Source organism: Mesorhizobium sp. M0854, from assembly GCF_040319815.1.
Classification (GTDB): domain Bacteria; phylum Pseudomonadota; class Alphaproteobacteria; order Rhizobiales; family Rhizobiaceae; genus Mesorhizobium.
The window spans coordinates 151407-173455 of record NZ_JAMYOL010000009.1 but is presented as its reverse complement, the minus strand read 5'-3'; the positions used below and the strand labels follow the sequence as shown (position 1 = coordinate 173455).

General features: G+C 62.6%; 18 protein-coding genes. 8 read left to right on the top strand and 10 right to left on the bottom strand.

Translation table 11 applies throughout. The features are described 5' to 3' along the window. Positions 1 to 168: 168 nt before the first annotated feature. Both NKH99_RS16750 and NKH99_RS16745 read right to left on the bottom strand, forming a co-directional pair. Complete coding sequence (locus tag NKH99_RS16750; protein ID WP_352680003.1) at positions 169 to 1647, bottom strand: ABC transporter substrate-binding protein; 1479 nt, start codon at positions 1645 to 1647, stop codon at positions 169 to 171. A gap of 130 nt (positions 1648 to 1777) precedes the next feature. Continuing rightward, positions 1778 to 3067 (bottom strand): acetylornithine deacetylase/succinyl-diaminopimelate desuccinylase family protein, encoded by a 1290-nt coding sequence (locus tag NKH99_RS16745; RefSeq protein WP_353014751.1) that lies wholly within the window; start codon positions 3065 to 3067, stop codon positions 1778 to 1780. A 222-nt stretch (positions 3068 to 3289) separates the two neighbouring features. Between NKH99_RS16745 and NKH99_RS16740 the strand changes: the two genes are divergently transcribed. Beyond that, positions 3290 to 3718 (top strand): L,D-transpeptidase, encoded by a 429-nt coding sequence (locus NKH99_RS16740; protein ID WP_352470461.1) that lies wholly within the window; start codon positions 3290 to 3292, stop codon positions 3716 to 3718. A gap of 143 nt (positions 3719 to 3861) precedes the next feature. Here the strand turns inward: NKH99_RS16740 and NKH99_RS16735 are convergent, their stop codons facing one another. The 5 genes from NKH99_RS16735 to NKH99_RS16715 all read right to left on the bottom strand — a co-directional run bounded on the left by NKH99_RS16735 (position 3862) and on the right by NKH99_RS16715 (position 8796). Beyond that, positions 3862 to 4854 (bottom strand): lipid A biosynthesis lauroyl acyltransferase, encoded by a 993-nt coding sequence (locus NKH99_RS16735; RefSeq protein ID WP_353014750.1) that lies wholly within the window; start codon positions 4852 to 4854, stop codon positions 3862 to 3864. 1 nt (position 4855) lies between these two features. Next, a complete protein-coding gene (locus NKH99_RS16730) occupies positions 4856 to 5884 on the bottom strand; it encodes a zinc-binding dehydrogenase (RefSeq protein ID WP_352831024.1) in 1029 nt (342 codons plus the stop codon). A 36-nt stretch (positions 5885 to 5920) separates the two neighbouring features. Continuing rightward, complete coding sequence (locus NKH99_RS16725; protein ID WP_353014749.1) at positions 5921 to 7210, bottom strand: beta-ketoacyl-ACP synthase; 1290 nt, start codon at positions 7208 to 7210, stop codon at positions 5921 to 5923. A 75-nt stretch (positions 7211 to 7285) separates the two neighbouring features. Further along, complete coding sequence (locus tag NKH99_RS16720; protein ID WP_352928205.1) at positions 7286 to 8473, bottom strand: beta-ketoacyl-ACP synthase; 1188 nt, start codon at positions 8471 to 8473, stop codon at positions 7286 to 7288. A 38-nt stretch (positions 8474 to 8511) separates the two neighbouring features. Further along, positions 8512 to 8796 carry an acyl carrier protein gene (locus NKH99_RS16715; RefSeq protein WP_023719977.1) on the bottom strand — a complete coding sequence of 95 codons (285 nt, stop codon included), beginning with the start codon at positions 8794 to 8796 and terminating at the stop codon, positions 8512 to 8514. A 213-nt stretch (positions 8797 to 9009) separates the two neighbouring features. Here NKH99_RS16715 and NKH99_RS16710 point away from each other — a divergent pair, with 213 nt between their 5' ends. The 3 genes from NKH99_RS16710 to NKH99_RS16700 all read left to right on the top strand — a co-directional run bounded on the left by NKH99_RS16710 (position 9010) and on the right by NKH99_RS16700 (position 10929). Further along, positions 9010 to 9264, top strand: coding sequence for a ribbon-helix-helix domain-containing protein (locus tag NKH99_RS16710; protein WP_353014748.1), 255 nt, complete (start codon positions 9010 to 9012; stop codon positions 9262 to 9264). Further along, on the top strand, positions 9261 to 9446 hold the full coding sequence (locus NKH99_RS16705) for a hypothetical protein (RefSeq protein ID WP_352816954.1): 186 nt from the start codon (positions 9261 to 9263) through the stop codon (positions 9444 to 9446). Before NKH99_RS16710 ends, NKH99_RS16705 begins: the two co-directional genes overlap by 4 nt. Positions 9447 to 9768: 322 nt before the next feature. Then, entirely contained in the window at positions 9769 to 10929 is a 1161-nt protein-coding gene (locus tag NKH99_RS16700) for an epoxide hydrolase family protein (protein ID WP_352817182.1), read from the top strand. A gap of 202 nt (positions 10930 to 11131) precedes the next feature. On the opposite strand, the gene NKH99_RS16695 is transcribed toward NKH99_RS16700, so the two are convergent. Then, a complete protein-coding gene (locus tag NKH99_RS16695) occupies positions 11132 to 11680 on the bottom strand; it encodes a histidine phosphatase family protein (RefSeq protein WP_352470325.1) in 549 nt (182 codons plus the stop codon). Between the two features lie 106 nt (positions 11681 to 11786). Further along, a complete protein-coding gene (locus NKH99_RS16690) occupies positions 11787 to 14798 on the bottom strand; it encodes a caspase family protein (RefSeq protein ID WP_353014747.1) in 3012 nt (1003 codons plus the stop codon). Between the two features lie 149 nt (positions 14799 to 14947). On the opposite strand from NKH99_RS16690, the gene NKH99_RS16685 reads away from it, so the two are divergent. From NKH99_RS16685 to NKH99_RS16670, 4 genes are all read left to right on the top strand, one after another. Further along, positions 14948 to 15898, top strand: coding sequence for an AEC family transporter (locus NKH99_RS16685; RefSeq protein WP_352685107.1), 951 nt, complete (start codon positions 14948 to 14950; stop codon positions 15896 to 15898). A 211-nt stretch (positions 15899 to 16109) separates the two neighbouring features. After that, a complete protein-coding gene (locus NKH99_RS16680) occupies positions 16110 to 17567 on the top strand; it encodes an NAD-dependent succinate-semialdehyde dehydrogenase (RefSeq protein ID WP_353014746.1) in 1458 nt (485 codons plus the stop codon). 80 nt (positions 17568 to 17647) lie between these two features. Next, on the top strand, positions 17648 to 18673 hold the full coding sequence (locus tag NKH99_RS16675; protein ID WP_353014745.1) for an aldose epimerase family protein: 1026 nt from the start codon (positions 17648 to 17650) through the stop codon (positions 18671 to 18673). Positions 18674 to 19013: 340 nt separating this feature from the next. Beyond that, positions 19014 to 20771, top strand: coding sequence for an adenylate/guanylate cyclase domain-containing protein (locus tag NKH99_RS16670; protein ID WP_353014744.1), 1758 nt, complete (start codon positions 19014 to 19016; stop codon positions 20769 to 20771). A gap of 348 nt (positions 20772 to 21119) precedes the next feature. On the opposite strand, the gene NKH99_RS16665 is transcribed toward NKH99_RS16670, so the two are convergent. Then, positions 21120 to 22040 (bottom strand): phosphorylase family protein, encoded by a 921-nt coding sequence (locus tag NKH99_RS16665; protein WP_353014742.1) that lies wholly within the window; start codon positions 22038 to 22040, stop codon positions 21120 to 21122. Positions 22041 to 22049 lie beyond the last annotated feature (9 nt).

Here is a 22049-nt window from a genome sequence, read left to right as displayed (position 1 = left end):
CTCCCCCTCAAGGGGGGAGATTGGCAGTTTCAACGCCGGCACTGTCCTTGCAACGCTAGTGGTTAGCGAAAGCGGCGGTGAGGGCTCAATCTCCCCCCTTGAGGGGGAGATGTCCGGCAGGACAGAGGGGGGTGTGACGGAGTGCAACTTTCGCCTTTCTGTCAGCGATCAATCCGTCCACTTCACCTTGGTCAGGTCGTTGGCCTGGATGGGGGCGTTTTCCCATAGGCCCTGCAGTTTGGCGTCCCAGACGCCGACCTTCGGCAATTCGTAGAGGAAGCCGACCACGGCGTCGTCTGCCAGGACCTTCTGCGCCTCGCCGAGCAGCGTCATGCGCTTGGCCTCGTCGGAGGTAAGGTTCAGCTCGTCGATGATCTTGTCGAAGGCCGGATTGTCGTAGTTGAAGTAATAGTCCTTGCGCGAATAGATATCGATGTCATTGGGCTCGGTGTGGGAAACGATGGTCAGGTCGTAATCCTTCTTGGTGAAGACCTGGTCCAGCCACTGTGCCCATTCGACCGGGATAATCTCGAGATCGATGCCGATTTCGCGAAGCTCGGAGGCGATGATCTCGCCACCAAGCCGCGCATAGGAGGGCGGCGGCAGCTTGAGCGTCGCCTTGAAGCCATTCTCCAGGCCGGCTTCCTTCAGCAACTCCTTGGCCTTCTCCACATTGTGCGGATAGAGGCCGGTGAGGTCGACATAGGCCTTGCTGGCGGGCGACATGTGCGAGCCGATCGGCACGCCGAGGCCGGCCGAGGCGCCGTCGATGATCGCCTTGCGATCGAGCGCAAAGGAAATCGCCTGCCTGACCTGCAGCTTGTCGAAGGGCGGCTTCTTGTTGTTGATCGACAGGATGGTTTCACCCTCGGTCGAGCCGATCACCACCTTGAAGCGCGGATCGTCCTTGACCTGGGCGACGCTGTCGGGGTCGAAGAACGGAAAGGCCTGAACGTCGCCGGAAAGCAGCGCCGGAACGGCGGCGGCGGCATCCGGAATGATGCGGAACTCGGCCTTGTCGAGAAATACCGGGGCGCCCCAGTAATTATCCGACTTGACCAGCGTGATCGATGAGCCCTTGGCCCAGTTCTGGAACTTGAACGGGCCGGTGCCGATCGGTTTTTCCTTGTTGGTGTCGGCTGTCTCAGGCGCCACGATCACCGCGTCGCCCCAGCCCATATTGTAGAGGAACGAGCCTTGCGGGTTCTTCAGCGTGACCTTCACCGTCGCGGGATCGACGACCTCGACCTTGTCGATGGCGGCAAACAGGGCCTTTTGCGCGTTGACGGAATTGTCGGCGCGGGCACGGTCGAGCGAGAATTTCACGTCGTCGGCGTTGAAGTCGGTGCCGTCATGGAATTTCACGCCTGTATGCAGCTTGAAAGTGTAGACCTTGCCGTCGTCGGAAATGCTCCAGCTTTGCGCGAGATCGGGCAGCACCTCGCCGTTCGGGCCGATGCGGGTCAGGCCTTCGAAGACATTGGCATAGAGTACCTCGTCGATTGCCGCGGCGGCACCCGCGGTCGGGTCGAGATGCGGGGGTTCGAGCGTAATGCCGATGACCAGGTCGGTGCGCGCGGCCATCGCCGAGGTCCCGGCGGCCAACGCCAGCGCCGCGGCGGCCAGAATGGTTTTCCACAATTTCATCGTGCAACTCCCCATGTCTAAAACACGTGCTCAAACCCGGGCGGATAGAAGCGTGAATTCGCCGCCGAGTAAATTGCGTTTCGTACCGTGTGCCGACGCCGGGAGGAATGTTTTTCCGCCCATGGCCGGATCATGGCGGGCCGGCGCCCCTCAGCAGCACGCCGAGGCCGATCGCCATCACCTTTGCCGAGTCCAGCATGTCGGCAATGCCGACCCATTCATCGGGCCGATGGGCGAGATCGAGGATGCCCGGGCCATAGGCGATGCAGTCATAGATGTGGCCGATGCGGGCGATGTGCTTCTGGTCGTAGGTGCCGGGCGAAATCACATAATCCGGCTCGCGGTCGAATATCTCCATGATGCCTTGCGCGACCGCCTTCACCACCGGTGCGTCGCGCTCGGTCATCAGCGGCAGCACCTCCATCAGATCGCGGATCTCGTAATCGAACTTTTTGCGCTCGCGCTTCAGCCGTTCCAGGATATCGGTCACCTCGCTCTTGACCGTAGCGAGATCCTCTTCGAGCAGGAAGCGGCGGTCGATTGTCAGCCGGCAGGAATCGGGCACGTTGGGCGAGGGCAGGCCGGGCCGGAAATCTTCCGTCTGGCCGCCATGGATCGAGTTGATGTTCATGGTCGAGCGTTTTGCGCCTTCGGGCACGACCGGCATGCGCGTCATCTTGCGGTCGAGCGCCGGAAACAATTCGTCCTCGAAGGCCCGCAGCACGGCGCCCATATGGCGCACCGCATTGTCGCCGAGGAACGGCATCGAGCCGTGCGCGATCTCGCCCTTGGTCTCGATCTCGGCCCACCAGACGCCGCGATGGCCAAGGCAGATGCGGTCCTTGTTGAGCGGCTCGGGAATGATGACGTGGTCGACCTTCGGCCTCGAGAAATAGCCGAGCTTGGCCAGATGCGCGACGCCGCCAAAGCCGCCGGACTCCTCGTCGACCGTGCCTGAAATCTCGATGGCGCCGGGAAAATCGGGAAACACCTCCATGAAGGCTTCAGCGGCGATGATCGAGGCAGCAAGCCCGCCTTTCATGTCGCATGCGCCGCGGCCATAGACCTTGCCATCCCTGACGATGCCGGCGAACGGATCGAGGCTCCAGCCGTCGCCGGGCTCGACGACGTCGATATGCGAATTGAAGTGCACGCAAGCACCCGGCGCCCGGCCATCGAAGCGGGCGACGACGTTGACGCGCGGGTAACGGTCAGTGTCGCCGGGCGTGCCCTCGGCACGGATGAATTCGATCTCAAAACCACGCTTCTTCAGCCGCGCGCCGATATATTCGGCACATGGCGGATAGGCTTCGCCGGGCGGATTGATGGTCGGAAAGCGGATCAGATCCGCAGTCAGGGCAACCAGATCATCGGCTCGGTCATCGATAGCCTTGAGGAGCCGTTCGTTCGGTTCGTTCATTCGGCGAATTGAGCAGCGGATGAGGCGGTTTTGCAAGCCCGATGGCGAATTGCGAGGCGATTGCGTGTCGTTACGGCAACTATTGCGGGAAATCGTTCAAATTCGCTGCTTTGGATTGGTGAAATCGTCAGGGAGTAGGTGTTAGCTCGCTGGCTTGCCATCAAAACGCTGGAGAACAGCGTGACGGCAGGCAGGCAAGGGGCATCAAAGGGGTTTGATTGCATGAAAAACACTGTTCTCATGGCAGCGGCATTAGTAGCGATGCTGTTCGGTTCGTCGTTCGAGAGCCGTGCGGCCAGCCTGGTCGCGAACATCGATATTTCCTCACAGACGATGACGGTAAGATACGGGCTTTCGTATTATCGGTGGAGCGTTTCCACCGCCCGCAAGGGCTACATCACGCCGCGCGGCAGTTACCGGCCACAGCGGACGGCCCGGATGTGGTATTCGCGCAAATACGACATGTCGCCGATGCCCTATTCGGTGTTCTTCCGCGGCGGCTATGCCATCCACGGCACCGGCGCGATCCGGCAATTGGGGCGCCCGGCATCGCATGGCTGTGTGCGCCTCCACCCCAGCAACGCCGCCGCGTTCTATTCGATGGTGCGCGAAGCCGGCTTCGGCAATACGCGGATTCTCGTGACGAATTAGGGCCTGCTCCTCGGCCCGCAATAAAAAACCCGCCGGAGCGGCGGGTTCGTTGGGGCCAAATAGCACCATACCGAAATTAGTAGCATAGCTGCCGGCACAAAGCAAGAACAAAATAAGGCTTGCACCCAAAAAAGATGGTGCGCTCAGGCGGGTTTGTCGCGCATTGTCGCTGGCCGACGCTTTTTGCGGCCGCTGATCTCCCAGCGCTTGTGGAACCACATCCACTGGCCGGGGTCTTCGCGCACCCAGCGCTCGACCACGTCGTTGAGAAGCTGGGTGGTGGCGCGGACGTCGACACTGCCGCCGGCGGTGCGCGGCAAGGTGAGCTTGTCCTCGATCTCGAGCCGGAAACGGTTGTTCGGCAGGCGTACGCAGCGCGCCGGGTAGACATCGCAATCGTAGTGCCGCGCCAGGGTGCCGAGAACCCGGTTGCTCTCGCAGGGGCGGCCGAAGAATGTCGTCTCGAGCCCGCCGGTGAATTTTTGGTCGACCAGCACGCCGATATTGCCGCCTTTCTCCAGGATGGCCGCAAGTGCGAACGAGGCACCGGTCGAAGACGGCAGCAGCGATCCCATGCTCGAGCGGCGGGTCGAGAGGATGTACTCGGCGAGGTAAGGGTTGTTGGGCGGGCGAAACAGCGCCGTGATGTTCATGCCGAATGTCGCCGCAGCCACCGGCAGCAGCTCGAAATTGCCGAGATGCCCGGTGAAGACGATATGCGGCTTGTCCTCGCCAGCGATGCGCACGAAATGCTCCACGCCCTTGACCTCGACACGGCCCGGCTTCGTCGCAGCGGGATCGTAGTCGAACAAAGCATCGAGAAAGATGTATTCGGCGGCCAGGCGGGCCATGTTGCCCCACATGTCGGAAGCGATCGCCTCGATTTCGGCATCGCTCTTTTCCGGATAGGCCTTGCGCAGATTGTCGACGGCGACCTGATGGCGCGCTACCCAGGGGCCGATGCGGCGGGCAGCGCGGTCGGCGAAATTGAGCGCGCTGTCGGGCGGCAGCAGGCGCAGCGCGGAGATGATGATCATAGCGACCCGCGCGACCAGCCAGTAGTTGAACTGGCGAAGCCGCCTGCCATAGCGGAATCCCAGGTCCCTGCGGATCTTCCTGAAGGCGTTGCCGATCATTTCAGCCGACGCGCAGGATGATCTTGCCGAAGACGTCGCGGCCTTCCATGCGCTTCAGCGCCGCATCGATGCCGTCGAAGCCGACCTCGGTGTCGATCACCGGCGCGACCAGGCCCGCGGCCATCTTCTGCATGGCGTCGGCCATATTTTCCATGCGGCAGCCGAACGAGCCGAGCAGCTTCAACTGCTGCTGGAACAACTGCATCAAATTGATCTGTGTCGACACGCCGGAGGTCGAGCCGCAGGTGACCAGCCGGCCGCCGCGCTTCAGGCACAGCATCGAGGCGGCAAAGGTGTCGGTCCCGACATGCTCGAACACCACGTCGACGCCCTTCTTCTTGGTCAGCTTGCGCACGATGCCTTCGAAGCGGTCGTCGCGATAATTGATTACGTGGTCGGCGCCGAGCGCCTTGGCCTTGTCGATCTTGTCGTTCGAGCCGACGGTGGTGATGACCGTGCAGCCCATCTTCTTGGCCAGCTGAATAGCGGCGGAGCCGATGCCGGAGCCGCCGGCATGGACCAGTATCGTCTCGCCGGGTTGCAGCCGGGCATTGTCGAACAGCATGTGCTCGACCGTGCCGAAGGTGACAGGCGCCACCGCCGCGCCGATTTCGCTCACGCCGGGCGGAGCTGGGACCAGAAGGCGCGCCGGCAGGTTGATCTTTTCCTGCGCAAAGCCGTCGAGATGGAAGCCGTGCACGCCCGAAACATGCTCGCAGAGATTGTCGCGGCCTTCGCGGCAGGCGCGGCAAAGACCGCAGGTGCGGGCGCCATAGATCGACACCAATTGCCCGGGCACAAGGCTGGAAACGCCGGGGCCGACCGCCTCGACCTCGCCGGAAGCCTCGGCGCCGACGACCAGCGGCAGCTTGCGCTTGGCAAAAGCCATGCCGCGCCAGCCCCAGACGTCGATATGGTTCAGCGCCACGGCCTTGATGCGCAGCGTCACCTCGCCGAGCGCAGGTTGCGGCGGGGGCGGCAGGTCCACCGTTTCAAGGCGGCGGTCCTCGATAAGTTGCAATGCGCGCATGGTGCCTGTCGGTTCAGTCTGGCTGAAAAAGGTCGCTTAGACCGGTTCCCGCGCCATGACAAGGCAGGTGTTCTGGCCGCCAAAGCCGAAGGAGTTCGACAGGACGGTGCCGACCTCGGCGTTGCGCTTGGTGTTCGGCACCACGTCGAGCACGATTGCCGGGTCGGGATTGTCGTAGTTGATGGTCGGCGGAATGATGCTTTCGCGCATCGTCATCAGCGAAAATGCGGCCTCGACAGCACCGGCAGCCGATAGGGTATGGCCGATCATCGACTTGTTCGACGAGACCGGCATTGACGAGATCCGCTCGCCGAATACCGTCGACAGCGACAAATGCTCCATCTTGTCGTTTTCGGGCGTCGAGGTGCCATGGGCGTTGACATAATCGATCCCGTCCTCGCTCAGGCCGGCATCGGCAAGAGCGGCGCGCACCGCCGCGATCGCCGGCGAACCGTCCGGCTTGGAGCGGGTGCGATGGAAGTCGTCGGCCTTTTCGCCGCAGCCGCGCAATATGCCGAGAACGGTGGCGCCGCGGGCAAGTGCTGCCTCCAGCGATTCCAGCACAAGGGCGCCCGAACCTTCGGCCAGCACGAAGCCGTCGCGATCCTTGGAGAAGGGTTTTGAGGCCTTTTCGGGGATGTCGTTATGGGTGGAGAGCGCCGACAGAAGCGAGAAGCGGATCAGCGCCTCGGCGGTCGCCGAGCCGTCGGCGCCGATCGACAGCGCCCTGTCGCATTCGCCGCGGCGGATCGCCTCGACGCCGAGCTGGATCGCCGTGGCGCCCGAAGCGCACGCGGTCGACAGCGTAATCGGCAGGCCGCGCGTGCCGAAACGGTCGGCAAGCCGGTCGGCAATCGAGCCGAACTGGGTGGTCTCGAAGATGTCGAGTTCTCTGAGGCCGCGCGCTACCCGCAGCAGCCTTTCGGCGCCGGAATCGTGCCTGTCTGAATTATTGGGCGTGTCGGAATTGTAGAGCGAAAAGCGCTCGCTCCAGTCGAGCTCGACCGGCGGCGAAGCGAGGAACAGCGGTCCGCCGAAATCGCCGGCATCGAGGCCGGCCTCCGACATCGCTTCCTGGGCGGCGGTTTCGGCAAGCTCATAGGTGAGGAGACTGGCGCCCTTGGAGCTCGACGGCAGGAAATCGACCATGCCGGAGATGCGGGTGTTGAGATGATCGACCGGGAAGCGGGTGATCGGATGGATGCCGGACTTGCCTGAGGTAAGTGCCGCCCAATTGTCGGCTTTGCCGACACCGAGCGACGTCACCACGCCGATGCCGGTGACGGCGACGATGGGCCTGCCGATGTGGTCGTTCAGATTGGCCATTTGTTGTCCAAAAACCTGTTTCTCTTGGAGCGTCGGATCGCCCGAAAACCGCGCCACACTTTTCGGTCCGATGCTCTAGGCGGCTTTGATCAGCGCCATGCCCTCGAATTGGTGATAGCCGATCGCCGTTGCAAGGACGGTCTTCGGGACGCCGGCAAACGGCTTTTCGACTGTGGCGTCGAAGACAGGGTAGGCGGCCTTGCGGTCGACAGCCAGCGCCGCCAGCGCCACGGCAAAGGGGAATTGCGCTTCCTTCATGTGGCCGGTCAGCGTCGAAAAGCCGCGTGCGGCGATCGCCGGATTGGCGTCGAGCGCCGATTTCTCGGCGGCGGTCGCGGCATGGGCGCCCGAAGCGCCGGAGATCGCGAGCAGCTCGCCATTCGGCAATGCGGCTTGCTTCAACAGCGTGGCGATCTCGCCGTTGAGTTCGTCCCGCCGGCGCCTGGCGCGACCGGACAGGACCGGGCCGAGTTCCGCATAGATCTTCCGGCCACGGCTTTCCGCATGCTCGCGTTGCTCCAGGACGAGAAACGCGCCGCCGGATCCGGTCACCACGCCGCCGCCTTCGGCGCCTTGCCTCTGCCAGACCGGCCGCCACGGACCGCGATGCAGGTAGCCGGCCAGTTCATAGCCGAGCAGCATGTCGGAATGTTCGGTCTGGAAAGCGCCGCCGACCAGAATATGCGTCGACTGGCCGGAGCGGATGCGCGCGGCCGCCGTCTCGACGGCGGCAACGCCCGCACCTTCCTCGCCCATGAAGGTGCGCGACGACCCCGTCACCTTGTGGACGATCGAGATGTTGCCGGCGAGCAGGTTGGAAAGCTGTGCCAGAAACAGCGTCGGACGCAATTCGGTGGTCAGCTTCTCGTTGAGCAGCACGTCGCGGTCATTGCGGCTTTCCGATGCCGCGAGAATGGCCGCATCGACCGCCTCGTCGCGCTCGCCGCCGCCGGCGGCCACCACCATGTCCATCGTCGCGCAGAGTTCGTCATTGCCCTTGATGCCGGCATCGTCGAGCGCAAGGCCGGCCGCATAGGTGCCGAGCCTCTGCCAGGTCTCCATCTGCCGCTGGTCGCCACGCTTGGCGATCTGCAGGTTCCAGTCGATCTCCGGCAGCGGATGGACCGTATAGGGCGAGAAGCGCGAGGCCTCCAGAACCGGCTCAAGCCGTGGCTGGACGAGCTTTTGCCAATGCGCATCCGGACCCTCGCCCAGTGACGAGACAAGGCCGATGCCTGATATGACGACGTCGTGGGGGTTCATGGGAGGCTGTTGTGGGTCGGGCGCGTCAGGCGCTGTGTTCACGTGGCGTTCTTGGCGGCGACGAGCGCGTCGATCTTGGCGCACAGGTTCTTCATGACGAAATAGTCGTCGGTCGAAGCCTTGCCGTCATTGACTTCCTGCGTCCACTTTTCCAACGGCACCTTGATGCCGAATTCCTTGTCGATGGCAAAGACGATGTCGAGGAAGTCGAGGCTGTCGATGCCGAGATCGTCGATGGTGTGGCTTTCGGGCGTGATCGTCTCGATGTCGATCTCGCTGGTGTCGGCGATGATCTTGGCGACTTTGTCGAACGTGGTGGACAAGGGCTTTTCCTTCGATTGCGGGCGGAATCTGTCCGCATGTGTTTTGGGCTGTCTAATCGGTTTTTCCGGGCAGGAAAAGGCCTGATACGCCGCGCGCAGATGGGATTGCTGCCCAGGCAGAGCAATAGGGGTCGCTGGCAACCCCCGGCGATATGTCGAAACCGCCCCATCTCTGACCATTGGGTGTACCAATGTACCATGGTACAAAGATCTATGACCATAGAACGCGTGCAGACCGGGGTGCGCCTGGAAAAACGATTGGTGAAGGCGCTCAAGGCCTTGGCTGAGCATCGCGACATGAGCCTGGGTGACCTCATCGAGGGCATCCTGCTGCATGCTTTCGAAGGCCGGACACCGTTCTCCGCGGCGACCCTGGAAACAATCGGCCAATTGAAGCGCATCTACGAAATGGAGCTTGCCGCAGCGGACAGCCACGGTCTGGCGGAAACCGGCGGGGAGGGCGGATGACGAGCCATCTTGAGCGCAGCCACAGCATCGTGCTTTCGGGGCCGATCGACCGCGGCTTCCCGCTGTTCACGCCGATCGGAGAGACCCTGTGGGTGGACGGCTGGCGTATCGCATCCGCTATGTTCGCGTTACGCGGATTCGCGTTTCGGATTTGTCGAGGTGGCCTGCCGACCGACCACTAACGGAGGCACGGAGGCGTCGATTACCTATGCGTTCACGGCCTTGGAGCCCGGCAGGAGCATCCTATCTGTCCGAACTTACAGAGGACGCGTTCGCGGACATGATCGAGGGATGGAAGCTCCGTGTCGACGCTTGGCTGGTAGCGGTGAAAATCTGACGCCAAGTAACTTAAACGAATTGCCACTAAGGGTGGAATGTTACCTTCGTCTCGTAGATGGGAACGAGCAAGTAGCGGACAAAGCGGTCGCTCAGTGAAGTTTCCTGCGTTCTGTGCCTTGATGATGGGACAATTCTTCGCCGCTGATCGGAGCAACACCCGTGGCCATGCATTCCTTCCACATCCACATCCCGGATGAACAGATCGAGTACCTACAGCGTCGTATCCAATCGACAAGATGGCCGTCGTCGATCTTCGCATACGGATGGGACGACGGTACTGACGTTGATTTCCTCAGAAAGCTTTCACGTTACTGGGAATACGATTTCAGGTGGCGCGATCACGAAAAACGTCTGAACCTGTTGCCTCAGTTTAGGGTCACGATAGACGGGTGCGACATCCATTTCGTTCATCAGAAAGGAAAGGGGTCAGCACCCTTGCCGTTGATCCTCACTCATGGCTGGCCCGGCTCCTTCGCCGAGTTCGAGCACGTCATTCCGCTGCTCACGGATCCTGCCAAATACGGCGGGGATGCCGAGGACGCCTTCGATGTCGTCGCACCGTCGCTTCCGGGTTTCGGCTTCTCGTCCCCGCCGCATCAGGCCGGCGTTAGCTCAAAGCGTGTCGCGAAGCTGTGGCGGGGGCTGATGCGCGAACTGGGATATGATCGCTTCGCCGCACAAGGTGGCGACATCGGCGCAGGCGTCTCGACCTGGCTCGCTCGGCTTTACCCGGACGACCTTATCGGATTGCACCTGAATTACATTCCAGGCAGTTTCCGCCCGACCCTCGGTCGCGACGACCCACCTGTCACGCCGGAGGAGAAGGCATTCCTCGACAGTGCGGCGAATTTCGCTGCAACGGAGGGAGCCTACGCTTTTCTGCAGGGGACCAAGCCCCAGACGCTAGCCTTTGCACTGACAGATTCCCCAATCGGGCTAGCCGCATGGATTGCCGAGAAGTTCCGCAGTTGGAGCGACTGCGAAGGCGAACTCGAACGCGCCATCCCTCTAGACACGCTGCTTACCGACATCTCGCTCTACTGGTTCGGTAACACGATCGAGGCCTCGCTCCGGATTTACAAAGAGAACCGGCTCTGCCCCCTGATCTTCGGGCCAAGAGAGCGAATAACACCGCCCCTCGGCGTTGCAGTCTTCCCCCGAGAGCTTCCTATGCCACCTCGCTCCTGGGTCGAGCGAGTCTTCCGTGTCGAGCGCTGGACCGACATGCCGAAAGGCGGACATTTCGCGGCGATTGAGCAACCCGAACTCCTGGTCGAGGACATCCGGGCCTTTTTTCGGCCGCTGAGGCTCCGGCCGGCAAAGTAAGGACGAAAACCTGCCCGTTGTCACGGCTCGGAAGTCCTGATGAGACGGTAGCATCGCATTCGCTTTCGTTAAAAGCGCTCGTTGCTCCTGACTAAGGTCAATGTCGACCTTGGACTCGACCAAGACCTCATCGCGGGTCGGAACCGGTATTCCGCTTAAGGTACCAAGCGCTAGATTTTCACTTCAACCGGCTCCGGCCCGGTCAGAAGGTAACGCGGCCGAGTACCCGCAGGCCGTCGCCTTGCGGCTCGACGACCACGGCCTCGCCTTCGCGCGGCGAGATGCCGGTCAATTCCTTGATGTTTTCGAGATGCGTGACCATGACCAGATTGTCGGACCCGGAATAGCCGCGGATCTCGGCCAGGATCGCAGCGATCTGGGCGGCCTTCTCCTTTTCGTCGGTCTTCAGCAGGTCAAGCGGTGCGAACGGCTCCGGTTCGCTTTCGAAAGCTATGCGCGCGGTTTCGAGGCAGCGGCAATAGCGGCTGGACAGCACGCGCTCGACCGGTGCGGCGCGGGCGCCAAACAGCGCGCCGATCTTGCGCGCCTGTTGCTTGCCGCGCTCCGAGAGATTGACCTGGGTGGCGCATTTGCCGAGGTCGAAATTGGCCGCATCGGTGGTGCCTGTGACCATGGCATGGCGAAGCAGGACCACATGCCCGCCGTCGCGCAGCAGCGCCCAGCCGGCTTCCGTCGCATGGGCTGTGGCGGAAACGGCAAGCAACAGCAGCGCCAGCACAAATCGAAGCATCAGACATCCTTTTCGGGTGACCGGCAGGCAGGTCCCCGGTGACCGGCATATAGGGACGGCAAAGCCGGCTGAAAGACAAGCCGAGTGCAACCTGCGGCCGAAACGCCTATTTCTTCGCTATCTGCTTCTTCACCAGATCGATCTTGCGGTCGGTCAGCGGGATCGGGAGTGTGTAGCCGGCTTCGGTAAAGCCCTGCTTGGCGTTCTCGAAGAATTCGATCGCCTTTTGGTATTCGGCATTGCCACCGCCATAGCTGCCGCGGTTCCAGTGGACGTCGCCGAGATTGTTCTGCTCGAAGGCCCATTGCATCGGCTGGCTTTCGCGGGTGAAGACCTTGAGTGTCGCCTCGAAGGCGGCTTCGGCTTCATCCAGATATTTGCCGGTGCGTTCGAGATTGCCAAGATTGATCAGGCTCATGCCGATGCCGTTCTGCGCGTTTGCCCAGTCGACGGGCGAGGTCTCGAAGGTCAGCACCTCCAGCGCCGCCCGGCGCGCGGCGATCGATGCGGCCAGTTTGCCGGGGTCGGCCTCGCTCATGCTCAGCCATTGCAGCGCCGAGCCGATGCCGGCCTGCGCCAGTGCCCATTGCCGCGGCGTCGTCTCGCGCTTGTATTCGCGCAGTGCATCGCGATAGGCCTCGATCGCCGCCTCGTAATGCACCGGCTTGTCGGTCACGCCGCCGAGCAGTTGCAGCGTGTTGCCGAGATTGTAGTGGGTCATTGCCCAGTCGAGCGGAAACTCCTTTTTGGTATAGACGCGCCGTGCCGCCCGGTATGCAGCGGCCGATTGCTCAAGCCTGGCAGGATCGCGCGTGCGCTGGCCGAGCGTCTGGTAGATCGAGCCGAGATTGTTCTCCGCCGAAGCCCAATCCGTCGGAAAACGTTGGCGTGTGAATATGGTCAGCGCGTCGCCATAGGCAGCAGCCGCCTCTTCGAGCAGGCCGGTGCCGAGATCGAAACGGGCAGCACTGCTCAGCGCGTTACCCAGATTGAGACGGCTGCTCGCCCAGGAGAGCGGGAAGGTGTCGCGTGTGCGGATTTCGAGCGCGGCGCGGAATGCCGCGGCTGCCTCGTCGATTTTCGCCTTGTCGTTGCGTTGCGTGCCGAGAGACACCAGCGTATTGCCGAGATTGTTCTGGACCATCGCCCACTGTACGGGCGCCTTTTCGCGCGTGTATTCTTCAAGCGCCAGCCGGTAGGCGGCCTCGGCCTCGGTCAGGCGCGCGCCGCCCGGTTCGCGTTCCGAAAGCGCGTAAAGCGCAAGGCCAAGGTTGCTTTGCGAGGCGGCCCAGTCCAGCGGGACTTTGTCGCGCGGCCGCTTCTCCAGCGTGGCGCGCATCGCCACCACTGCCTCGTTCAGGCGTTTCGGGTCGCTCTCGCGTTCGCCGATCTTCAACAGCACATTGGCCAGGTTGTTCTGGGCGGCCGCCCAGTTGAGGTCATCCTTCTCGCGCTCGAACACGGCAAGCGAATCGCGAAAGATTTTCGCTGCCTCTTCCAGCCGGTCGGTTTCGCGCTCGCGCTCGCCGATCGTCTGCAGCACCACCGCCATGTTGTTGCGGGTGATCGCCCAATCGCGGTTCTGCTCGCCATTGGGGATGAAGTTCAGGATGACGCGGTAGGCGTCGATGGCGTGCTGCAGCGCTTGCCTGTCGCCGGTGGCGTTGCCATGCGCGTTAAGCGCTTCCGCCTCCTGGTTCTTGTAGTTCCAGCGCAGCCTGTCGTCCCATCTCTCGACCAGCGAGAAGGCCTTGCCGTAATCGTTGGCGGCCGACAGATAGTCGAAGACCAGCGCCGAAGCGTCGGCGCGCCTGGCATAGATCGCCGCGTCGGCAAGACGCTTCTGCCTGACCAGATCCTCCGCCTGATCGACCACGCCGCTGGCCTGCTCGACCCGGCCCACCGCCTGGTCGAGGAAGTTGCGCGCGGTGACGATGGCGCCCTGGCCGATCGCCTTGTCGGCCGAGGCGACGAGGCGGCTGATCTCGGGGTCGTCGGTGCGCAGCGCGTTGCGCTCGGAGATCATCTTCTTCAGGCGCTCGGCCTGCGCATCGAGCAGCTTTTGCAGATCGGTGGGGTCCTCTGGCATCTTTTCGGTGCCGAGCGCCTTCAGCACGCCATACAGCGCGTCGAGCGGCACGCCGTCCTGCAGGGAGGCCAGTTCGACCTGTGCCCGCTTGGGGTTCGGCAACTCGGCGATCGTCAGCAGCAATTGCCGCCGCTCGCCGGTGATCAGGCCGTCGTCGCCGGTCGGCTCCTGCGGTGCAACGCCGAAATAGAGCAGCCGGCGCAGGCTTTCATTGACCCATGGCCGCTGCCTTGCCTTGGTGTCGAGATAGACCTCCTCGGTCACCATGCGCATGACCGAGCCGAACTCGGTGCCCTTCATTGCCGCTAGGTGGCGCAGAAGTGCCGCTGCGTAGGGGCTGTTTTCGCCGACGATGCCGTCGAGTGCCGGCCGCCCCGGCTCGGCGGCAAAGCCGATCACCGTTCCCAGATTTTCCGTCGCGGTCGCGTTTGCCAGTGCCCTGGCACCGCGCACCGGCTCCAATCCGCCGGCGCTGATCGGCGAGGCCGAGGCCGTGGGCGCCCGGCGCAGCACCGCGTCCGCCGGAAACGGGTTGGTGCGGCAGGCATCGAGCAGCATGATCGTTACCGGCACGGTCGTCTTCAATTCGTCCATGACGGCGGAGATCGGCACCAGGGCCCGATCGGCGTCCTTCAATGAAGAAACGTCGGCGTCGACCGGCACCAGATAGTTTTCGCCGCCGGCCTCGATGCCGTGGCCGGAATAGTAGATCAAGGCGACGTCGGCGTCCTCGGCATCCTCGGCGAAACGCTCGAGGTCGCGCTTCAGCTTTGCCGTGTCGCGGTCGGTGACGCTGCGCGCGTCGAAGCCGAGATCGGTCAGCATCTTGGCGACGTCGCGGGCGTCGTTGGCGGGGTTGGGAAGAGCCGCTATGTGCTGGTATTTCGACTGGCCGACAATCAGCGCCACGCCCTTGAGGCTCGCCGGCTCCGCGGCATGAGCCGAGGTCGCCACGAGGCAAAGCATGGCGCCGACGAAAGCCGTCAGCCACGCCTGCTTGAAGAAGTGCTGATTTCCGACAAGGCCCATTCGCCGCGTGTCCCCCGACAACCCTGTATAGCGCCGGCATCCAACCATGAGCAAATTCGGGCAAGATCCGAGCGGCCGGATTGTTGGCCGGTACATTCGCGAGAGAAGGGCGATTGCGCCGCCGCCGAGCCTCGCCTATCACGGGAAAAATGTCTCCGCTTACCGAAACCGTCCTCTTCGTTTTCAGTCTTGTCGGGCTCGGCTATCTTGCCGGGTTGACCAGCTATTTGAAGCCGGCGAGCGGCGAGGGCGTATCCGAATTCGCCATCAACGTGGCAATGCCGCTTTTGCTGTTCCAGACCATGGTAAAGGCTGATTTCCACGGCGTGGCGCCGTGGTCGCTGTGGGGCGCCTATTTCGCGGCAGTGGCGCTTACCTGGGCTGCCGGCCATCTGGTCATTACGCGCATCTTCGGGCGGGACGCCCGCGCTGGCGTCGTCGGCGGCGTGTCGTCGTCCTACTCCAACGTTGTCCTGCTCGGCGCGCCCTTCATCATCGGCGTGTTCGGGCCGGCCGGGTTCGAAGTGCTGTCACTGCTCGTTTCCATTCACCTGCCGGTGATGATGATGGCCTCGATCATCCTTTTCGAGATGTTCGGCCGCGGCGGCAGCGAGCCTGTGCATCCGCTCCGCGTCGTCAGGAGCTTTCTCAGGCGGGTATTCATCAATCCGCTGATCATCGGCATACTGGCCGGGCTGGCGTGGCGCTTCACCGGTGCGCCGCTGCCGGTGCTTGCGACGCGGCTGAGCGACGCGCTGGCCGGCACGGCCGCCCCGGTGGCGCTGTTCGCCATGGGGCTCAGCCTGCGCCGTTTCGGCATTTCCGGCAATGTAAGGCCGGCGCTGGCGCTGTCGGCGCTGAAACTGTTCCTGATGCCGGCGCTGGTTCTCGGCCTGGTCTGGCTGATCGGCCTGCCGCCATTGACGGCCAAGGTGGCGGTCATGGTTGCGGCGTTGCCGTCCGGCATCAATTCCTATCTCATCGCGGTGCAGTTCAACACCGGCCAGGCGCTGGCGTCGAACCAGATGACCATCGCCACCGCCTGTGCGGTCGTGACCACTGCGTTTTGGCTGACCGTGGTCGTCCATGTTTTTGGATAAGAACTCGGGTTTTTCGATAAGAACCCGGGCTTTTGGATAAGAACCCGGCTGCATCGCCTCTCGCTTTGGCTGGCCCAAACCCTATATGCCATCTTGTGATTGCTTGCGGGGCTTGCCCTGGGCTAAGAGCAGTGGCTCTAGCGATGCTATCGCGCACGTCCATTCACGAAATCAGCGACCGGCCCGCCAGGTGCCGAACGGAGGCGAGATCATGCTTCAGAAGACCAGCCATTTCATGCGGCAGGCCAATCTCATCAATGGCGAATGGGTGCAGGCCGATTCAGGCCAGACGGTCGACGTCAACAATCCTGCCACCGGCCTCAAGATCGGCACGGTGCCGAAGTCGGGCAAGGCCGAGACCCGCCGCGCCGTCGAAGCCGCCGACGCGGCCTTCCAGACATGGCGCAAGACCACCGCGCTCGAACGCTCGAAGCTGTTGCGCAAGCTGCACGACGCGATGATGGACAATCAGGACGTGCTGGCCGAACTGCTGACCATCGAACAGGGCAAGTCGCTGTTCGAATCGAAGGGCGAGATCGGCTCGGCCGCGTCCTACATATTGTGGTTCGCCGAAGAAGGCCGCCGCACCTATGGCGACGTCGTGCCGTCGCCCTGGGCGGACCGCCGTATCCTGGTGACCAAGGAACCGGTCGGCGTCATCGCCGCCATCACGCCGTGGAATTTCCCGTCCTCGATGCTGGCCCGCAAGCTTGGCCCGGCGCTTGCCGCCGGCTGTACCGCCGTGGTCAAGCCGGCGTCGCAGACGCCTTATTCCGGCCTTGCCTGGGGCGCGCTTGCCGAGGAAGTCGGCTTCCCTAAAGGCGTAATCAATATCCTGACCGGCGCCGCCGGTGAGATCGGCGACGAGATCTGCGCCAACCCGCTGGTCAAGAAGATCACCTTCACCGGCTCGACGGAGGTCGGCAAGATCCTGATCCAGAAGTCGTCGGTGACGGTCAAGAAAGTGTCGATGGAGCTCGGTGGCAACGCGCCGTTCATCGTCTTCGATGACGCCGATCTCGAGCGGGCCGTCGCCGGCGCCATCACCGCCAAGTACCGCAATTCCGGCCAGACCTGCGTCTGCACCAACCGCTTCCTGGTGCAGGCCGGCATCTACGACCAGTTTGTCGAAAAGCTGGCTGCTGCGAGCAACGGGCTGAAGGTCGGTTCCGGCCTCGAGGAAGGCGTCCAGCAGGGACCGCTGATCGACGAAAAGGCGGTGGAGAAAGTCGAGGAGCTGATTGCCGACGCTACCGCCAAAGGCGGCAAGGTCGTCGCCGGCGGCAAGCGCCACGCGCTCGGCGGCTCGTTCTTCGAGCCGACGGTGATCGCCAATGCGACGCCGAAGATGCGCTTCATGAAGGAAGAAATCTTCGGCCCGGTGGCGCCGGTATTCAAGTTCGAGACCGAGGAAGAGGCCGTGGCACTCGCCAACGACACCGAGTTCGGGCTGGCCTGCTACTTCTACACCGGCGATCTCGGCCGCGCATTCCGGATCATGGAAGGGCTCAAATACGGCATGGTCGGCGTCAATGAAGGGCTCATCACCACCCCTGAAGCGCCGTTCGGCGGCGTCAAGGAATCGGGCCTCGGCAAGGAAGGCGGCCATCAGGGCATCGAGGATTATCTCGACACCAAATATGTCTGCATCGGCGGACTTGGTCTCTAGAAGCCTGATGCGGTAATACCGAAAACGATCCTGGGCCGCTTCGAAAGGCCAGGCTGGCATCGATCAATGAACTTGCGAGCATGGCAATGAAGGACGGCGAGGTTTTCGGCACGACGCAGGCGGGCGAGGCCGTCCGCCGCTTCACCATCCGTGGCGGCGGCCTTACCGCCAACATCATCGGGCTGGGTGCGATCATCCAGGATCTGCACCTGGCCGGGCACGACGCGCCGCTGGTGCTCGGCTATGATCGTTTCGAGCACTATGAGACGGACACCGCCTTCTTCGGCACCGTCGTCGGGCGCTATGCCAACCGTATCCGCGACGGCCGCTTCACGCTTGCCGGCAAACGCTATCAGACCGAGCGCAATTTCCTCGAAAAGCACACGCTGCATGGCGGTTCGCAAGGTTTTTCGCGCCGGGCCTGGGCGGTTTCGCTGCATGGCAGGGATTTTGTCACGCTGACCCTGCACGACCCGGACGGCACGATGGGCTTCCCCGGCGCGCTCGATGTGACCTGCACCTACCGGCTGAAGATCCCCGGCACGCTCAGCGTCGAACTGACCGCCACCTGCGAGGAGCCGACGCTCTGCAATCTCACCCAGCATTCCTATTTCAACCTGGATGACGGCGGCGCCGGCGACATTCTCGATCACCGGCTGATGCTGAATGCCGGCGCCTATCTGCCGGTCGACGCGGATCTCATTCCGACAGGCACGGTAAAGCCGGTCGACGGCACACCTTTCGACTTTCGCCAGGCGCGGCCGCTGCGCATGGAGACCGAGGGCGAGCAGCTCCCCTACGACCAGAATTTCTGCCTCGCCTCGACGCGCGGGCCGCTGAAGCAGGCGTCGTGGGCGCAAGGCGCGAATTCCGGCGTCGAGATGGAGCTCTGGACCACCGAGCCAGGTGTCCAGCTCTATACCGGCCAGTATCTGGCACCGTCCTCGCCTGGACTGGGCGGGCGTCAATACAAGGCCTTTTCGGGCTTTTGCCTGGAGCCGCAAATCTGGCCGGATGCGCCGAACCGGCCGTATTTCCCGCAAGCCACGCTGTGGCCCGGGCAGATCTATCATCACGTGACCGAATACCGGTTCAGGCTGCCTTAGGGCATGACCCCCGGAAACCGGCATGGTTTTGCTGCGCTGACCTCCGGTTCGGAAAGGGTCATGCAAAATTCAAAGTGTTATAGCGTCCTTTGCGCGTCCAATGACGCGCGGCGCACTGGAGTCAAAACGCAATCACTCTGAACGACCGACTTCGAAGCCTCTCGGACCTTTGACGCCGAGAGCCCTGACGACGCAAGTTGACCCTTATCCGACATTCGGGCTCTCATGCAGCAAAGTACACAGACCTGAAAAGCTGTCTTTCAGGGGCGGCGGCAATGGCATCAACCTGCGACCTGCTGTAAGCTTGGAAAGCGGGTAACAATCCGCGAAGGATTGGGGGATGGAACGTCATCTCGCAGCCGTCCTGATTGCCGATGTCGTCGGCTATGGCCGCTTGAGCCAGATCGACGACGAGGGTACGCGTGCGCTTTTCCGAACCGACCTGAACGAAGTATTCAAGCCAAGGATCGCTGCGCACCATGGTCGACTGGTGAAAACCATGGGAGATGGGATGTTGGTCGAGTTCCACAGTGTGGTCGACGCCCTACGCTGCGCGGTCGAAATCCAGCAACAGAAAGCGGAGGTGAACGTTTTCAAGCAGCCAGAACGGCGGCTTGATTTCCGCATCGGCATCAATCTGGGCGATGTTATCGTTGAGGGTGACGACATCCACGGTGACGCGGTGAACATCGCCGATCGGCTGCAAGGGCTGGCGGAACCTGGAGGAATCGCGATTTCCGCCACCGCCTGCGACCATGTGAGGGGAAAGGTGCCGATCGGCTTTGCCTCACTCGGCGTGCAGAAAATGAAAAGTATCGCCGAACCGGTTCGCGTGTACCGTGTCTTGATCGACCCCGCTACTGCGGGCAAGATCCTCGGTGCCAAACCACGCCTTTCTTCCGGCGACGACAGTAAGCCGCCGGTAATTGCGGTTTTGCCGTTCGAAAACCTGAGCGCCGACGACGGCTGGACGCGGCTGGCAGACGGCCTGTCGGCCGACATGATCGGCGACCTAGCGCGCTATCCCGACCTTGCGGTCATTTCGCGCCAGACCATGCAGTCCTATCGGGGACGGGCGAGCGACACACGCTCGGTTGGACGGGAACTGAACGCCGATTACCTGCTGGAAGGCACCCTCCAGGCGATCGGACAGCGTGTCCGCGTCGCGGTGCAGCTGGTCGACACCCGGACCGGAGCCAACCTTTGGTCGGCGCGGTTCGACGAGTCGACCGATGATTTTTTTCTCATGCAGGACAGCATCACACAGAACGTTATCAACGCCCTGGCAGGCACTTTCGGCAAGCTTGCCAATCTCGGGCGTGAGGTGGCTCGGCGGAAGCCTCCCTCGAGCCTGGGTGCTTACGACTGCTATCTGCTCGGGGTGGAACTGCACGACAGATTCACGACCGATGCGAGGGCAGAAGCCATACGCATGCTGTCCCGCGCCGTGGAACTCGACCCCGGCTTCGCGCGGGCCTGGATGACGTTGGGATTGGCACATGCGGTCGATGCCTTCAATGCCTTCACGCCAGATTCAGCCACTTCGGTCGAGCGCTGGCGAGAATGCGTGGAAAAGGCTCTGGCGCTCGACCCTACCGATCCGATGACGCGCCTTTACATGGGCGCTCTCCGCGCCATTGACGGCGATATCAGCGGGGCCGCAGAGGAATACGACCGGGCGCTGGCCCTGGCACCCAATGACGCCGATGTGCTGTCGATGCTCGCCTCAAGCCGAGCTCTCGTGTGTGGAAATCCGGAAGAAGGCTGTGCTCTCGCCGAACGGGCGCTTCGCCTCAATCCGCAGGCTCCGAGTTGGTACTACGCGCAGCTCGCCCGGGCGCGGTTCGTCGCCGGTCGCTATGCCGACAGTCTGTCGTCGCTGTGCCAAAGTCCGCCGGATATTCCCGTCACTCTGATGTTCCGTGCCCTGTGCCACGCGCTGCTCGAAGAGTCGGCGCAGGCGCAGTCGATCGCCAGGCGGATTGCCGTCGAGTTTCCAAGGTTCACCGTCGAGAACTTCATCCGAACCTATCCCGTCACCAATCCTCTGGCCCTCGCTGCGATTAAGGAAGGGGCTCGTCGCGCAGGCATAGCGTAGAGCCGAAAACGGTGCCTAGCTGAGGAGGGGGACGCGCTTCCTGGATATGCCACTTGGTAAGCCGGGCCTCGCTTCCGGCACAGGCTGAAGGTCTGCTTCGTAGCGCTAACTGGGCGCTGGCGTGACCCCTGCTAAGCTTCCGCTCATGGCGCTCTGTGCTGATTCCCGCCGAATAATTCAAACGACAAGTTCCGCCCATCTGGGCCATTGGCGGCAGCCAGTCTGATTGAGTTTTGACCCTAATCCTCAAACGCCGCCCTCAACGTTTCGAACGTCGCAAACACGCCCAATGCAGCGCCCTCGGGATCCTTGGTCGGCGGCAGAGCCTCAGCTATCTGGCGGGTTATCTCAGAACCGGCTGGAGCGTTCTTTCGGCTGAGGCGACTTCAAGCCGTGACAGGAGCATTCCGGATCAGCGGGAAGTCGCGCGGCGGTCTCCAGCGCGACCCGCGAGGCTGACATGGAGAGACTGGGCAGCACGTCCTCCTGCAGCAATTTCTGGCGATTGCGATCCATATAGTCGTTGAAGCCCGCCGTCACGAACGCGCAAGGCACGAAACACGCGCCGATCTCGCGCGACAAGGTCGCCTCAGGGGCGATGGAATGGTTGAGTACATCCGCCCCCATGCCCCGATATGCCAAGGCTTCGGCAGGCGTTGTCAGCCGGGGCCCATAACAATGGGCAGCCACCAACTGCTGTTCGATGCCATAAACGCGGCATTCGGCTGGCCAATGACGGCGGGCCGTTTCGACCAGAACCGCCGCACATCTTGGACACACGATTTGCTTGCCCGAACAGTCAAAGCTCTGACGGTCAGGAAGCAGTGAAAACGGGGTCTGCGTCAGTTCGATGATGTCGGCGGTCACGACCATGTCGCCCGGCTGGATCGCCTTGTTGACGGCGCCTACGGTCGAGCAGGCGAGAACTTGCCGTACACCCGCCCGCATCAATACCCAGAACGCGCGGCGATGGCAGGAATGGTCGATACGGTCGCGGGGATTGCCGTGCGAATACATGCACAGCGCGCGTTTTGCTCTCCCTTCGGCTGTGATCGACGCATCGAACTCGAGCAGCTTCCAGTTGTCGGTGCGACCGAAAGGTGTTTCAAAACTCATGTCGCGCCGCAAGGTGCGCACACCCTCGAATTCGACATCTTCCGGGAAGGCAAGCCCCCAGTTTGCCGACCCGGTGATGATGGCCACCCCTACCTGAGGGATGTCCGTCGAATGATCCGTCAGATCGTCGGCTGCATGGTAATTGGTGGGCATGTTTCCAGT